We start from the raw sequence: 13,517 nt of genomic DNA on the forward strand, positions 1-13,517 counted from the left end.
GATCTCAGCGGTGGCCGGCCATCAAGTCGCGTACCAGCGGGGTGTCGGCGTCGCGATGGGTGGGCAGCTCGAAGCGCGCCCGGGCGATGGCGGTGCGTGACAGCCTGGCCTCGATCAACATCTCGCGATCCTCGGCCAGCGCCAGGATCTCGCCCCGCGGACCGAGAATCCGCGAGCCACCCCAGAAATGGCTCCCGCCCTCGGGGCCGAAGCGATTGGCCATGATCACTGGGGTACCGTAGGTCATGGCATAGAAGTGCAGGTTGACGGCCCAGTTCTGCTCGTTGGAGAAGTCGTCGCTGACGATGCCCGAGGCCGAGTTGATCGGCGCGCAGAGCACCGTGGGCCTGGCCAGCAGGGCGGCATGCACCAGCCCCGGGTTCCACAGGTCGGCACAGATCAGCGAGGTCGCGGACCAGCCAGGGCGCACGGGCACGTGGGTCAGTTCGCTACCGTGGGTGAAGAGCTTGCCTTCCTCCAGGCCACCGTAGGTGGGCAGGTTGAGCTTGCGGTGCACGGCCTGGAGCTCGCCATGCTGGAGGATCGCCAGGGCGTTGTAGTACTCGCCGGGGCTCGCCTCCTCGACGAAGCCCACCACCACCTGCATCTCGCCGGCTTCCCGGGCGAGCTCCGTCAGGCGCGGATCATGAGCCGGGCAGGCCAGTTCGATCACCTGGTTTCCCAGGCCGTAGCCGGTCAGCGACAGCTCGGGAAAGACCAGCAGCTCAAGCCCTGTGTGGTGGGCCTTGGTGATCATCTCGCGGTGGCGCTCGAGGTTGGCATCGACATCGCCCAGGGTGGCGTTGATCTGGGCGGCGCCGACGCGCAGGTGATCCTGATAGTGCATGGTCGAGTCTCGCTATCGGGTGAACGAAGGGGTGACAGGAAGTGGGGGCAATGAGCCATCGCCGCGGATCTTCGCAGGCGCATGGCGGTGCTTCAAGGCGCGCTCGAACGGGGCAAGATGTGTCATCTCGGGCAGGCTCGCGATTGCGTCGGGGGTGGATGCAAGAAAGGCCGCCCTCGGGGCGGCCTTTCAGATAGCGAATGTCCAGCGCGTGGCGCCCGGCGGCTCGCTTAGATCAGATCATGCTTCTCCAGGAAGCTTTCGGCGACGCGCTCGATGGTTTCGCGCTCCACGTCCACCCGGGCGTTCAGGGCGGCCATGGTCTGGTCGTCGAGCAGACCGGAGAGGGTGTTCAACTGCTCGGCGAGCTGAGGGTTGGTCTCGAGGACATCCTCGCGGACCACGGGCGTCAGCGAGTAGGCGGGGAAGAAGTCCCGGCTGTCCTCGAGCACCCGGAAGTCGAAGGCCGGAACGCGACCGTCGGTGGAGAACACCAGGCCGACATCGACGTTGCCGTCGCGCAGGGCGGAGTAGATCAGGCCGGTATCCATGCGGACGATGTCATCACGACCGACACGGAACTCATAGGCCTGCTGTAGCGGGCGCCAGCCGTCCTTGCGGGAGTAGAATTCGGTGTCCAGCCCGAAGGTCAGGGACTTGTCCTCATTGATCGCCTGTGACAGGTCGTCCAGGGTTTCGATGCCCATTTCCTCGGCGGTATCGTCGCGCATCGCCAGGGCATAGGTGTTGTTGGCGGCGGAGGGCTCCAGCCAGATGATGCCCTTGTCGGCATCGAGTGCCTTGACGCGCTCGTAGGTGGCGTCCGCCGATAGGGTCTCGTCGATGTCGTTGTAGACGATCAGCGAGGTGCCGGTGTATTCCCAGTACAGGTCGACCTGGCCGTTCTCCTGGGCCTGGCGCAGCACGCTCGAGCCCATGCCGTCGCGCTTCTCGATGTCGTAGCCGAGGTCATCGAGGTACTGGCTGGTCATGCTGGAGAGAATGAGTTGCTCGGTGTAGTTCTTGCCACCTACGGTGAGTTCGCTGGCGTGGGCGGTGCCGACCAGCAGGGCCGAGGCGAGGCCCAGATGGGTGAGGTATCGCTGCAATCGCATTTGCGGAGTCCTCTTCCAGAAATGAGACGTTACCCTGACATGCCGGCCGCCGAAGGCCAGGTGGCGGCTCGGCGGCCGGCATTTGGTCAGGTGGTGATCACAGCAGGTCGTGTTCCTTGAGGAAGCCTTCGGCGACACGCTCGATGGTCTCCTTGTCGACGTCGACCTGGGCGTTGAGGCCGGACATGGTTGCATCGTCGAGCAGGCCGGAGAGCTTGTCCATCTGGGCCTCGAGCTCGGGATTGGCCTCAAGGGTCTCGGCGCGCACCACCGGAGTCAGGGCGTAGGCCGGGAAGTAGTTCTGGTCGTCTTCGAGCACCTGGAAGTCGAAGGCCGGGATGCGACCATCGGTGGCGAACACCAGGCCGACGTCGACCTGGCCGTCGCGCAGCGCCTGGTAGACCAGGCCGGAGTCCATGCGTTTGACGTCGCCGCGGCCGACGCGGAAGTCATAGGCCTGCTGCAGCGGGCGCCAGCCGTCCTCGCGAGCATAGAACTCGGCATTCAGGGCGAAGGTCAGGCCCTCGTCGTCGTTGACCGCCTGGGCCAGGTCGGACAGCGTCGCGATGCCGCGCTCCTGGGCATCATCTTCGCGCATGGCCAGGGCGTAGGTGTTGTTGGCGTCGGAGGGCGCGAGCCACACCAGCCCCTTCTCGGCATCGAGTTCCTTGACCCGCGCGTAGGTCTCCTCGGGCGACAGGCGCTCGGTGACGTCGTTGTAGTTGATCAGCGAGGTGCCGGTGTACTCCCAGTAGAGATCGATCTGGCCATTCTCCTGGGCCTGGCGCAGCACGGCCGAGCCCATGCCGGAGCGCTGCTCGACGTCATAACCCAGGCCGTCGAGGTACTGGCTGGTCATGCTGGCCAGGATCTGCTGCTCGGTGAAGTTCTTGCCGCCGACCACGATCTCGTTGGCCTGAGCGGTGGCCATGGTGCTGGCCAGTGCCGCGCCGGAAAGCAGGGTCATCAAGGTTTTCATGGAGTCGCTCCTTGTTGTGAAGTGTCAGTCGTGCGTCTTGCTATGGGTCGAGCGTCCCTGCCTGCCGAGTCGCTGCCAGGCAGTGGATCGCACGAATCAGGCCCGGCTCGGGTTCACCCCGCGCGGGACCATCAGGAAAGCGGTGACAGCGATGAGCATGTCGACCGCGACTGCCAGCAGTGCCGTGGGAATGGCGCCAGAGAGCATCATCACCGGGTCATAGAGGTCGATGCCGGTGAAGATCAGCTCGCCAAGGCCGCCGGCTCCGATCAGGAAGGCCAGCGGCACGGTGCCGACGTTAATGGCCAACGCCGTGCGGATGCCGGCGAAGATCACGTATAGGGCATTGGGTAATTCGACCCGTAGCAGGCGCTGGGTCGGCGACATACCGATGCCCGCCGCGGCTTCCATGAGGGCCGGCGAGACGCCCTTGAGGCCCGTGTAGGTGTTGCGGGTGATCGGCAGCAGCGTCGCCACGAAGAGCCCGAACACTGCCGGCACGGTGCCGATGCCCAGGAAGCTCATCGACAGCGCCAGCACCGCAAGCGTCGGGATGGTGGTGCCCACGTTGAGCACCTGCATCGCGGATTCCGCGACCTTTTCCATGGTGGGGCGCGACAGCAGGATGCCCAGCGGGATGGCGACGAGGATCGCCAGGCTGCCGGAGATGGCGGTCAGCCATAGATGCTGCACGGCCAGGTACTGGATATCGGGCAGGTAGAAGATGAAGTCGTCGATCACGCCGCTGGACTGGCTCCACACCCCGGCCATGAAGACTACCACCAGCACCAGCAGGCGCATTGCCCCAGAGAGGTTCAGCGTCGGCATGGCTTACTCCTTGTGGGCCGGTGACAGCGATGCTGCGGCATCCGGAGTGGCTTCGTCTCGCGAGTGAGCCCGGTAGCGGGAGCCCAGGTGGTGGGTGATCGCCCGCTGGGTGATCTGGCCGACGATGCGGCCGTCGTCGTCGACGCAGGGTACCCAGGTCATGTCATTGGCAAACATCAGCGAGGCGACCTTGCGCAGATCGTCGTCGAGGCTGACCACCACCGGCACGCTCTGGAAGTGATCGCGGCAATGGCCCTTGGTGGTGCGGGCCACGGCGGCGTTGATGATGCCCACCGGTTGGCGTTTGTTGTTCACCATCACGATGCTGTTCAGATAGCCATATGCTTCGATCCGGTTCAGCGCGGTGTCGAGGGTGTCGTCTGGGCGCACTAGGCCGATCTCGTCGCTGGCCAGGTCGCGCACCTTTACCAGGTTGAGGCGCTTGAGCGCCCGATCCTCGCCGAGGAAGGATTCGACGAAGTCGTTCTTGGGCGCGGCCAGCAGCTCATCGGGCTCCGAGTACTGCACCAGTTTGCCGGCACGGAAGATGGCGATGCGGTCGCCCATCTTGATCGCTTCGTCGATGTCGTGGCTGACGAACATGATGGTCTTCTTGAGGTCCTGCTGCATCTTCAGGAACTCGTCCTGGATCACCGCCCGGTTGATCGGGTCGATGGCGCCGAAGGGCTCGTCCATCAGCATCACGGGCGGGTCGGCGGCCAGCGCCCGAGCCACGCCGATGCGCTGCTGCTGCCCGCCGGAGAGCTCGCTTGGATAGCGCTTGAGGAAGGCATCCGGCTCCAGGGCGATCATGCGCATCATCTCCCGCGCACGCTCCCGGTACTTGGCCTTGTCCCAGCCCAGCAGCTTCGGCACCACGGTGATGTTCTCCTCGATGGTCATGTTGGGGAACAGACCGATCTGCTGGATCACGTAGCCGATGTTGCGGCGCAGGTCCTGGGTGTCGAGGCTGCTGGTGTCCTCGCCGTTGATGAACACCTTGCCCGACGTTGGGCGAATGATGCGGTTGATCATCTTCAGGGAGGTGGTCTTGCCGCAGCCGGAGGGGCCGAGCAGGATGCAGATCTCGCCGCTCGGCACCTCCATGCTGATGTGGTCGGCGGCGGTCACGGCCCCTTTGGGCGTGTCGAAGACCTTGGTCAGGTTGTCGAGTCGAATCATGTAGCGGTCCTTGTCGGGTCTGCAGCCTTTTCAGGTCGACTGAGAGTGGCGCGGATGACGGTTCAGGCAGTGGTGGCGGCGCGCTCCATGCCCTTGGGCGTCAGGCGCTTCTGCAGCGCCAGCAGTGAATAGTCGACGATGATCGCCAGCACGCTGACGGCCACGGCGCCGAGGATCAGCTGGCGAGGATCGGACTGTGAAATGCCGCGGCTGATGAAGGTGCCGAGCCCCCCGGCGCCGATGTAGGCGGCGATCGCCATGACGCCGATATTGAGCACCACGGCGGTGCGCACGCCGGCCATGATCACCGGCACGGCGAGCGGTATTTCGACCATGCGCAGGCGCTGGTTTTGGCTCATGCCGATGCCGCGAGCGGCCTCGCGAAGGGCCGGGTCGACGTTGTTGATGGCGGTATAGGTGTTGCGAATGATCGGCAGCTGCGAGTAGAGCAGTACCGCAATGACCGCCGGCATGTACCCGATACCCTGACCGATGATCGACAGGATCGGGATCATGATGCCGAACAGCGCGATGGAGGGGATCGTCACGATGATCGAGGCGATGTAGAGCACGGTCTTGGCGGCGCGTTCGTTCTTGGTGATGGCGATGCCGATCGGCACGCCGGTCAGGGTCGCGATGCCGACCGCGACGCCCACCAGGGAAATATGCTCGACCGTGCGGGTCAGCAAGAGCTCCAGGTTGTCCAGAGCATATTGAAGCAGTTCCAAGCGACGTCTCCTTGATGATGGTGTCTCAAGGCCGGCAGGGGCTGACCGGCCCGGCAGGTCGGGGGATCATGCCACGGCGCGCCCCGAGAAGTACGTGGACAGGGGTGCCGGCGCGGGAACGCGCAATAGCTTAGCAGAGCCAAATAGCCGTTTGTTATTGATTTGCATGATGATCCAAAATGCCAGTTATTGAAGATGCTGATGTGGCCTTGCCTCCTGCATGGTCTTATCTCTTGCATGGCCTTGAAGGGGAAGGGCGCCTGCCGAAGGGTGGCGGGACGCCGCATGGGCGAGAGCATCGCCGCTCGTCCTGGTCCGGGCAGGTGTACGGGCATCGTCATCATCGAGCATTGGCGCCCGGGGCGCGGGTCGGGAAGGGCGAGCAGACGCTGGCGGGACGAGTGTCTTTCTCCGTAAAAGATGACGGCGCCCCGCGGGGCGCCGTCTCGGTCGGATGGGGCCCGCCAGGCGGCGAGGCTCAGCCGACCTTGTAGGACTGCGGCGACTCCGCCAGCAGGCCACGGCCGCCGGCAAGCGTCAGCGCCAAGTCGTGCAGGCCATCCCACAGTGGTACGGCGCTGGCGCCCTTGATGGCCAGATCGAGGCGCTGGGAGAACATCAGCAGCTTGTGCAGACGCTTGACCGGCAGCCGGTTCAGGGCCTGCTGGTAGGCGGGACGCCGCTTGTCGAAGATCGGCGGTTTCTGGGCCTTGCAGGCATGCTCGAAGCTCTGGCCCTGGTCGAGGTGCTGGTAGAGCGAGAGCAGGGTGCGCAGCTCACGGGTCAGCGCCCATAGCACGATGGGGGCTTCGAGCCCCTCGCGCTGCAGGCTCCTGAGGATCCGCGAGGCACGCTCGCGCTCGCCGCGCAGGCAGGCATCGCTCAGGGTAAAGACATCGTAGCGGGCGCTGTCTTCGACGCCCTGGGTGATCGATGCCACATCGAGGCGGGCACCCCGTGGCATCAGCAGGGCGAGCTTCTGCAGCTCCTGATCGGCGGCCAGCAGGTTGCCTTCGGTGCGCTCGCCGAGCAGGCGGGCGGCCTCCATGTCCATGCTGAGGCCATGGTGGCTGGCGCGGTCGCGCATCCAGAAGCCGAGACGCTGGTGATCCACCGGCCATACCGGCACGAAGAGCCCGGCCTTGTCCAGTGCCTTGAACCACTTGCTCTGCTGCTGCCGGCGATCGAGCTTGTCGGCCATGATCAAGAGCACGTTGTCGCTGCCCTTCATCTGCTCGGCGTAGGCCTCTAGGGCCTTGCCGCCTTCCTGGCCGGGCGCCTGGCCGCCTAGGCGCAGCTCGATGAGCTTCGACGAGGCGAACAGCGACAGGCTGGCGGCGGACTCGGTGAGCCGCCCCCACTGGAAGCCGTTCTCGACGTGCAGTACTTCGCGTTCCTCGATGCCGGCATTGCGCGCCGCCGCACGCACCGCGTCGCAGGCCTCCATGTGGAGCAGGGGCTCGTCGCCTGAGACGATCACTACCGGCGGCAGGCCCTTGGCCAGCGCCGGGGGGAGTTTGTCGGGAAAGACTTTCATGGCGACTCCGTTACTGCTCGGCCAGTGGCCTCAGCCGCTCGATCAGCCGACGAGCGGCTGTCTCGTACAGGCGCTCTCGGGCATTGCGGCGGCTATCGTCCTGGGCCAGCAGGTCGTCGTCGTTGACGGTGACCGTTTCGCTGACCTCGAGGGTCTGCTGGTCGAGCAGATAGGCGTCGTTGGCCTGGCGCTGCACCGAGAAGGGTGCCCTCAGAGTGAGCTCGATATCATGGCTGGTGCCGGCGGATAGCCCCTGCTGCGTCTCGCTGATGGTCCCGCGCCCCAGATTGAGGCGCAGGGCCGCCTGGTCGTCGACCCGGGTGCCGGCCCGGGTCAGCGTCTTGCGCACCGCGGTGGCGAGGTCGTCATCGGCACCGGCCAGGGCCAGCGCCGGCAGGGCGGGCAGCGACTCGCCGTAGCCCCGCAGCTGAAAGCCGCAGCCGCCGAGGCCAAGCCCCAGTGTGCCGATGGCGGTCGCGCCCAGCGCGACCCTCAGTCCCTGCTTGAGAAAGCGGCGGCGTTGCATGATTGATTCCTTTTCACCCGACAACGATATTGACCAGCTTGCCCGGCACCACGATGACCTTGCGCACCGTCTTGCCCTCGAGGTGACGCTGCACGTTCTCGGCGGCCATGGCCTGGGCCTCGATGGCGGCCTTGTCGGCATCGGCGGGCACCTCGAGGCGGGCGCGCAGCTTGCCGTTGACCTGCACCACCAGCTCGATGGCGTCACGGGCCAGGGCGGACTCATCCAGGGTCGGCCAGTCGGCATCGATCACTGGCTCGGCGTGGCCGAGCGCGGCCCACAGGCCGTGGCAGGCGTGCGGGGTGATCGGCGCAAGCAGCAGCACACAGGCTTCCACGGCCTCGCGGGCGACGGCCAGATCCTGCGGGCTGGCATTCTCGCCGTCATTCTGGAAACGGCCGATGGCATTGGTCAGTTCCATCACCGCGGCGATGGCGGTGTTGAAGGTGGTGCGCCGGCCGATATCGTCGCTGGCCTTCTTGATGGTCTCGTGGGTCTTGCGGCGCAGTTCACGCTGGGGCTCGGTCAGAGCCTCGAGATCGAGGCTGCCCGGGGTGCCGGCATTGGCGTGCTCGGCGACCAGGCGCCACAGGCGCTTGAGGAAGCGGTGGGCGCCCTCGACGCCGGTGTCGGACCACTCGAGCGACTGCTCCGGGGGCGCGGCAAACATCATGAACAGGCGCACGGTGTCGGCGCCGAAGCGGTCGATCATCGCCTGGGGGTCGACGCCGTTGTTCTTGGACTTGGACATCTTCTCGATGCCGCCCATCTCCACCGGTTCCCCGTCGCTGATCAGCACGGCGCTGACCGGGCGGCCCTTGTCGTCGCGCTTGACCTCGACGTCGGCCGGGTTGAACCAGTCCTTGCCACCGTTGGCGGCGGGCCGGTAGTAGGTCTCGGCGATCACCATGCCCTGGGTCAGCAGGCGCTTGAAGGGCTCATCGGAGTCCACCAGGCCGAAGTCGCGCATCAGCTTGTGGAAGAAACGCGCATAGAGCAGGTGCAGGATGGCGTGCTCGATGCCGCCGATGTAGAGATCCACCGGCAGCCAGTAGTTGGCGCGCTCATCGAGCATGGCCTCCATGTTGTCGGCGCAGCAGAAGCGGGCGTAGTACCAGCTGGACTCCATGAAGGTGTCGAAGGTGTCGGTCTCGCGCACCCAGCCGTCGCCGAGATCGCTGAACTCGGGCATCTTCTTGAGCGGCGAGCCGGAGGCGTCGACGGTGACCTCGGTGGGCAGGCAGACCGGCAGTTCGTCGTCGGTGAGCGGCACGGTCTGGCCTTCGGGGCCGTACTTGACCGGGATCGGCGCGCCCCAGTAACGCTGGCGAGCTACGCCCCAGTCGCGCAGGCGGAAGTTGGTCTTGACCTCGCCGTGGCCCTGCTCGGTCAGCTTGGCGGCGATGGCATCGAAGGCCGCCTGGAAGTCCAGGCCGTCGAACTCGCCGGAGTTGATCAGCACGCCGTGCTCGTCATGGGCGGCGGTGGAGACGTCCGGTGCCTGACCGTCCTCGGTGGCGATCACCGGCTCGATGGGCAGGCCGTACTTGGTGGCAAACTCCCAGTCGCGCTGGTCGTGGGCGGGCACGGCCATCACCGCGCCGGTGCCGTACTCCATCAGCACGAAGTTGGCCACATAGACCGGCACCTGGCGCCCGGTGAGGGGATGGACGGCCTGATAGCCGGTGTCCATGCCCTTCTTCTCCATGGTGGCCATCTCCGCCTCGGAGGTGCCGCCGTGGGCGCATTCCTCGTTGAAGGCGGCAAGCGCCGGGTTGTGCTCGGCGGCCGCCTTGGCCAGCGGGTGGCCGGCGGCCACGGCCACGTAGGTCACGCCCATCAGGGTGTCCGGACGGGTGGTGTAGACGCGCAGCGGTTCGGCGCCGTCATGGCCGGTTACGTCAAAGGCAAGCTCCACGCCCTTGGACTTGCCGATCCAGTTGCGCTGCATGGTCTTGACCTGCTCGGGCCAGTCGACCTGGTCGAGGTCCGCGAGCAGCTCGTCGGCGTAGTCGGTGATCTTCAGGAACCACAGCGGGATTTCCTTGCGCTCCACCGGTGCGCCGGAGCGCCAGCCGCAGCCGTCGATGACCTGCTCGTTGGCGAGCACGGTCTGGTCGACCGGGTCCCAGTTGACCGTCGACATCTTCTTGTAGACCAGGCCCTTCTCGACCAGCTTGGTGAAGAACCACTGCTCCCAGCGGTAATAGTCGCTGTCGCAGGTGGCGAATTCACGGTTCCAGTCGTAGGCGAAGCCCAGTGCCTTGAGCTGGTCGCGCATGTAGTCGATGTTCTGATGCGTCCACTCGGCCGGCGGCACCTGGTTCTTGATGGCGGCGTTCTCGGCGGGCATGCCGAAGGCGTCCCAGCCCATGGGCTGCAGCACGTTCTTGCCCTGCATGCGCTGGAAACGCGAGACCACGTCGCCGATGGTGTAGTTACGCACGTGCCCCATGTGTAGCTTGCCGCTGGGGTAGGGGAACATCGACAGGCAGTAGAACTTTTCGCGATTGGCGTCTTCTACTGCCTTGAAGCACTGCTGCTTGGTCCAGAACTGCTGGGCGTCGCGTTCGATGTCGTGAGGCTTGTACTGTGCGTCCATCGGTCTGAATGGTTACCTTGTAGCGTCGGTGGCGAAGAGCAAGGGACTTTCCCGCGTGATCATGCTCGCGCGATATATGGCGCGAAAGGCTTGCTGGCACGGGAAGATAGCGTCTAAATGGGGATCAAGCATACCGCAGCGGGGCCTGAGCAGGTAGGGGCTCCGTGCTTGGTCAGAGCAAGGCCAGAGCAAGGAAGGTCACAAAGGAGGCTCACATGAGCGATCAGGACAAGCATTCGGACCATCGCCTGCGCGAGGGCTATGAGCGTCTTCTGGCGCGGCTTCAGGACGGCGCCAAGGAGCTGTCGTGGGAGAACCTGCAGAAGGAGCTCGATGAGGCGGTGGATTTTGAGGCGGAGGTCGAGGACTACACCCGCGACGAGCTGTCGCTACTGCGCGCCTGGGTCGAGCGCGACCTCAAGGACCTGCGCCACTACCTGGCGGCCGGCGGCGAGGGCGTGGCCAGCTGGCTTGGTATCGATCTCGACGTGCTGTCGCGGCGCATCCGTGAGGCGCTGTTCTCGATCGCCGACCGCACCGTGATCGATCGGGTGCGCTTCGAGGACGACCTGGAGGCGGCTCGCGCCGACTACTGCGAAGGCGAGATGGTCGCACCGGGTCTCTTGAGCTGCGTGCACTGCGGCGCCGAGGTGACGCTTGGCGAGGTGGCGCGCCTCGAGCCTTGCCACCAGTGCGGGCATCGTTATTTCTCTCGCGGGCCTCAGGTCGGCACTCACTGAGCTGGCCTGGCCGGCGTCAGCCCAGCCTGGCGATCACGCCGATCGCCAGGCAGACCCCCAACGACATGACCAGGGCATAGATCAGGTTGTGGCGCATCATCAGCCCGCCACTGGTGCCATAGCGGCCCTGCAACGACAGGTTGATCCCCGATAGCGGGCCGATGGCCGCACCCACCGCCCAGGCGCTCAGTGCCACCACCCCGACCAGGGTGTGGTTGGCGCCGTCCAGGTCCAGCAGCGAGGCCAGGGTCGAAATGCCGATGATCGGGTGCAGGCCGATTACGGCGCTTGAGACGATGGCCAGAAAGCTGAGGATGGCTTGCCCCGCCCCGAAGTGCTCAAACAGCACCCACTGACTGCCGGTGGCCGCATCGATGAAGGTCGAGAGCCCCTGGGTGAAGAGTCCTGCCGCCAAGAACAGCGAGATCTCGCCGCGCATCGCCGGCAGTCGCTCCCGGGTATGCTGCATCATCCGCTTCGATGTAAAGGTGATGCCGCGGGGCAGGTTGGCGGCGAGCGCCGTGGCCGGCAGCAGGAAGGTGATGATGCTGACGATGGACAGCGCAGGCGTCAGGCCGTAGTGAAAGCCAAGCACCAGCACCGCGAGCCCCACCGGCATCAGCAGGTTGCGCGGGGCCAGCGAGACTCCCGGCACCTCGGCAAGATCGAAGCGCCGTGCCAGCTCGAGGCGCGTCAGCACGCCGGAGAGCGCTGCCAGGGGTACCCCGGCGGCGAGTACGAGCGCGAAGTCGAGCCGGGGGGCCAGGCCCATGGCCACGCCCATGGCGGCGAAGAACGGTGACCAGAGCGCGGCGCTGGAGAGCCCTCGATTGAGGGTCAGCAGCTGCGGCAGGCGCAGGCCGTCGGCGCGCTTGAGCTGATCGCCGATCAGGAACACCGAGGACAGGTTGAGGATGGCCCCGAGCAGGTGAACGCTCAGCCAGGTGGTGATCACACCCCGCCCCCCGTGGTTCTGGGTGCCGGGCGACGGCGGGGCGCGGTTGATCAGGCCGATGAAACTGACCCCGACCAGCATGGCGACCACGAAGGTGTTGGCGTCCAGCACGCTTTTCCAGGCGAGCTCTGCGCCATAGATGCCTCGGCTGATCGCCAGCAGCGTCGCCCCGATCACCGCCAGCGCGCCTACCTGGCGGCGGTTGCGGGTGGGGATATCGACCCACAGCAGGGCCACCGCCAGCCAGAACGCCACGCCGACCAGCGGCGCCAGGGCGGAGAGGCCGGCCAGGCGCGACACCTGCAGCGCCAGGCCGAGGGCGATGATGAGCCCCGCCAGCCGCTGCCTTCCGCTGATCAGGGGGCGAGCAGGCGCAGGGACGGACGGGGCCTCAGCCTCTGATGAAGAAGAGGATGACGAAGAGGGCGACGGCGAGGCGGGCGGCATGGACGCGTATCCGGGCAAAGCTAGGCATCCTAGGCAAGCCCGGCGGCCTCGGCAAGCGGCGGCCAGGGGACTGCCCGGGTCAGCTTTGCTGCCTCAGGCGAGCGGGGTCGGCAGCGCCCAGCGTCGCGCCTCGTCCGTGCGCGCGGCATCGAGCTTCGCCATCATCGCCCGGGTGGCATTCGAGAGCGTGCGGTTGCGATGCACCAGATAGCCCAGCGGGCGCTCGATGGGGCGATGATCGATCGGCAGGACATGGAGGTCGTCGTCGATCATGCTCTCTGGGAGCACGCTCCAGCCGAGCCCGATCGAGGCCATCATCTTCAGCGTCTCCAGGTAGTTGGTCGACAGCCCCACCTTCACGTTCAGCGCCTCGCGGGAAAAGGTCTCCAGCACGATGCCGCGGGTGAAGGTCAAGGGGCCCGGCAGCACCGCAGGATGGGCGGCCAATGCCGACATGGAGAGCCGCTCATGCCGTGCAGCGTGCTGGGCAAGAGGGTGATCCTTGCCACAGACGAAGCGCAGCCGGTCGATCCATACCGGCACCACCGTGAGCTGGGGGTCGGGCACCGGGGCCAGGGTGACCACGGCCATTTCCAGGCCGCCATCGAGCACCCCCTGATAGGCCTGTTCGGAATCCAGGAAGCGCAGGTCAAGATCCGCCGCCGGGTGGTCACGGGTAAAGGCCTTGAGCAGGGGCGGCAGCCGGTGCAGGCCGATATGGTGGCTGGTGGCCAGCGTCAGGCTACCGGCCACGTCGCCTGCGAGGTTCGATAGCGCCCGGCGGCTGTCGTCGACCATCAGCAGGATCTGCCGGGCCCGGGGCAGCAGCAGGGCGCCGGCTTCGGTGAGGGTGACGCGGCGGCCGATGCGATCGAAGAGGCGCGATCCCACCTGATCCTCGAGGGTGGCGATGCGCTTGCTGACCGCGGGTTGCGTCAGGTGCAGCTGCTCGCCGGCCAGCGAAAAGGACCCGTAGTCGGCGACGGCCAGGAAGGCCTGCAGGCTTTGGGTGTCCATGGGCGGCTCCTCAA

General features: G+C 66.1%; 12 protein-coding genes. 1 reads left to right on the forward strand and 11 read right to left on the reverse strand.

All coding sequences use genetic code 11. The features are described 5' to 3' along the window. Window positions 1-4 precede the first annotated feature (4 nt). The 9 genes from IEJ03_RS05690 to leuS form a co-directional block, all read right to left on the reverse strand. Window positions 5-847, reverse strand: coding sequence for a nitrilase-related carbon-nitrogen hydrolase (locus IEJ03_RS05690; protein ID WP_192036703.1), 843 nt, complete (start codon window positions 845-847; stop codon window positions 5-7). A 230-nt stretch (window positions 848-1,077) separates the two neighbouring features. Continuing rightward, a complete protein-coding gene (locus IEJ03_RS05695) occupies window positions 1,078-1,962 on the reverse strand; it encodes a glycine betaine ABC transporter substrate-binding protein (RefSeq protein ID WP_192036704.1) in 885 nt (294 codons plus the stop codon). A 97-nt stretch (window positions 1,963-2,059) separates the two neighbouring features. Then, window positions 2,060-2,941: a glycine betaine ABC transporter substrate-binding protein gene (locus tag IEJ03_RS05700; protein WP_192036705.1), complete on the reverse strand. Its 882-nt coding sequence runs from the start codon at window positions 2,939-2,941 to the stop codon at window positions 2,060-2,062. A 96-nt stretch (window positions 2,942-3,037) separates the two neighbouring features. Next, window positions 3,038-3,769, reverse strand: coding sequence for an ABC transporter permease (locus IEJ03_RS05705; RefSeq protein ID WP_192036706.1), 732 nt, complete (start codon window positions 3,767-3,769; stop codon window positions 3,038-3,040). 3 nt (window positions 3,770-3,772) lie between these two features. Next, on the reverse strand, window positions 3,773-4,951 hold the full coding sequence (locus IEJ03_RS05710) for an ABC transporter ATP-binding protein (RefSeq protein WP_192036707.1): 1,179 nt from the start codon (window positions 4,949-4,951) through the stop codon (window positions 3,773-3,775). 62 nt (window positions 4,952-5,013) lie between these two features. After that, the gene (locus tag IEJ03_RS05715; RefSeq protein ID WP_192036708.1) at window positions 5,014-5,679 is read right to left on the reverse strand and encodes an ABC transporter permease; all 666 of its coding nucleotides are present in this window, start codon (window positions 5,677-5,679) and stop codon (window positions 5,014-5,016) included. Window positions 5,680-6,157: 478 nt separating this feature from the next. Continuing rightward, window positions 6,158-7,216, reverse strand: coding sequence for a DNA polymerase III subunit delta (holA, locus tag IEJ03_RS05720; protein ID WP_192036709.1), 1,059 nt, complete (start codon window positions 7,214-7,216; stop codon window positions 6,158-6,160). A gap of 10 nt (window positions 7,217-7,226) precedes the next feature. Beyond that, entirely contained in the window at window positions 7,227-7,742 is a 516-nt protein-coding gene (gene lptE / locus IEJ03_RS05725) for an LPS assembly lipoprotein LptE (protein WP_192036710.1), read from the reverse strand. Window positions 7,743-7,755: 13 nt separating this feature from the next. Beyond that, a complete protein-coding gene (leuS, locus tag IEJ03_RS05730; protein WP_192036711.1) occupies window positions 7,756-10,344 on the reverse strand; it encodes a leucine--tRNA ligase in 2,589 nt (862 codons plus the stop codon). Window positions 10,345-10,559: 215 nt separating this feature from the next. Between leuS and IEJ03_RS05735 the strand changes: the two genes are divergently transcribed. Further along, window positions 10,560-11,084: a zinc ribbon-containing protein gene (locus IEJ03_RS05735; RefSeq protein WP_192036712.1), complete on the forward strand. Its 525-nt coding sequence runs from the start codon at window positions 10,560-10,562 to the stop codon at window positions 11,082-11,084. 16 nt (window positions 11,085-11,100) lie between these two features. Here IEJ03_RS05735 and IEJ03_RS05740 read toward each other — a convergent pair whose 3' ends face one another. After that, complete coding sequence (locus IEJ03_RS05740; RefSeq protein WP_242458056.1) at window positions 11,101-12,486, reverse strand: hypothetical protein; 1,386 nt, start codon at window positions 12,484-12,486, stop codon at window positions 11,101-11,103. Between the two features lie 93 nt (window positions 12,487-12,579). After that, window positions 12,580-13,503, reverse strand: a complete 924-nt coding sequence (locus tag IEJ03_RS05745; protein WP_192036713.1) for a LysR family transcriptional regulator — start codon at window positions 13,501-13,503, stop codon at window positions 12,580-12,582. Between the last annotated feature and the right edge of the window lie 14 nt (window positions 13,504-13,517).

The sequence above is a fragment of the Halomonas sp. YLGW01 genome (assembly GCF_014840935.1).
GTDB lineage: Bacteria > Pseudomonadota > Gammaproteobacteria > Pseudomonadales > Halomonadaceae > Onishia.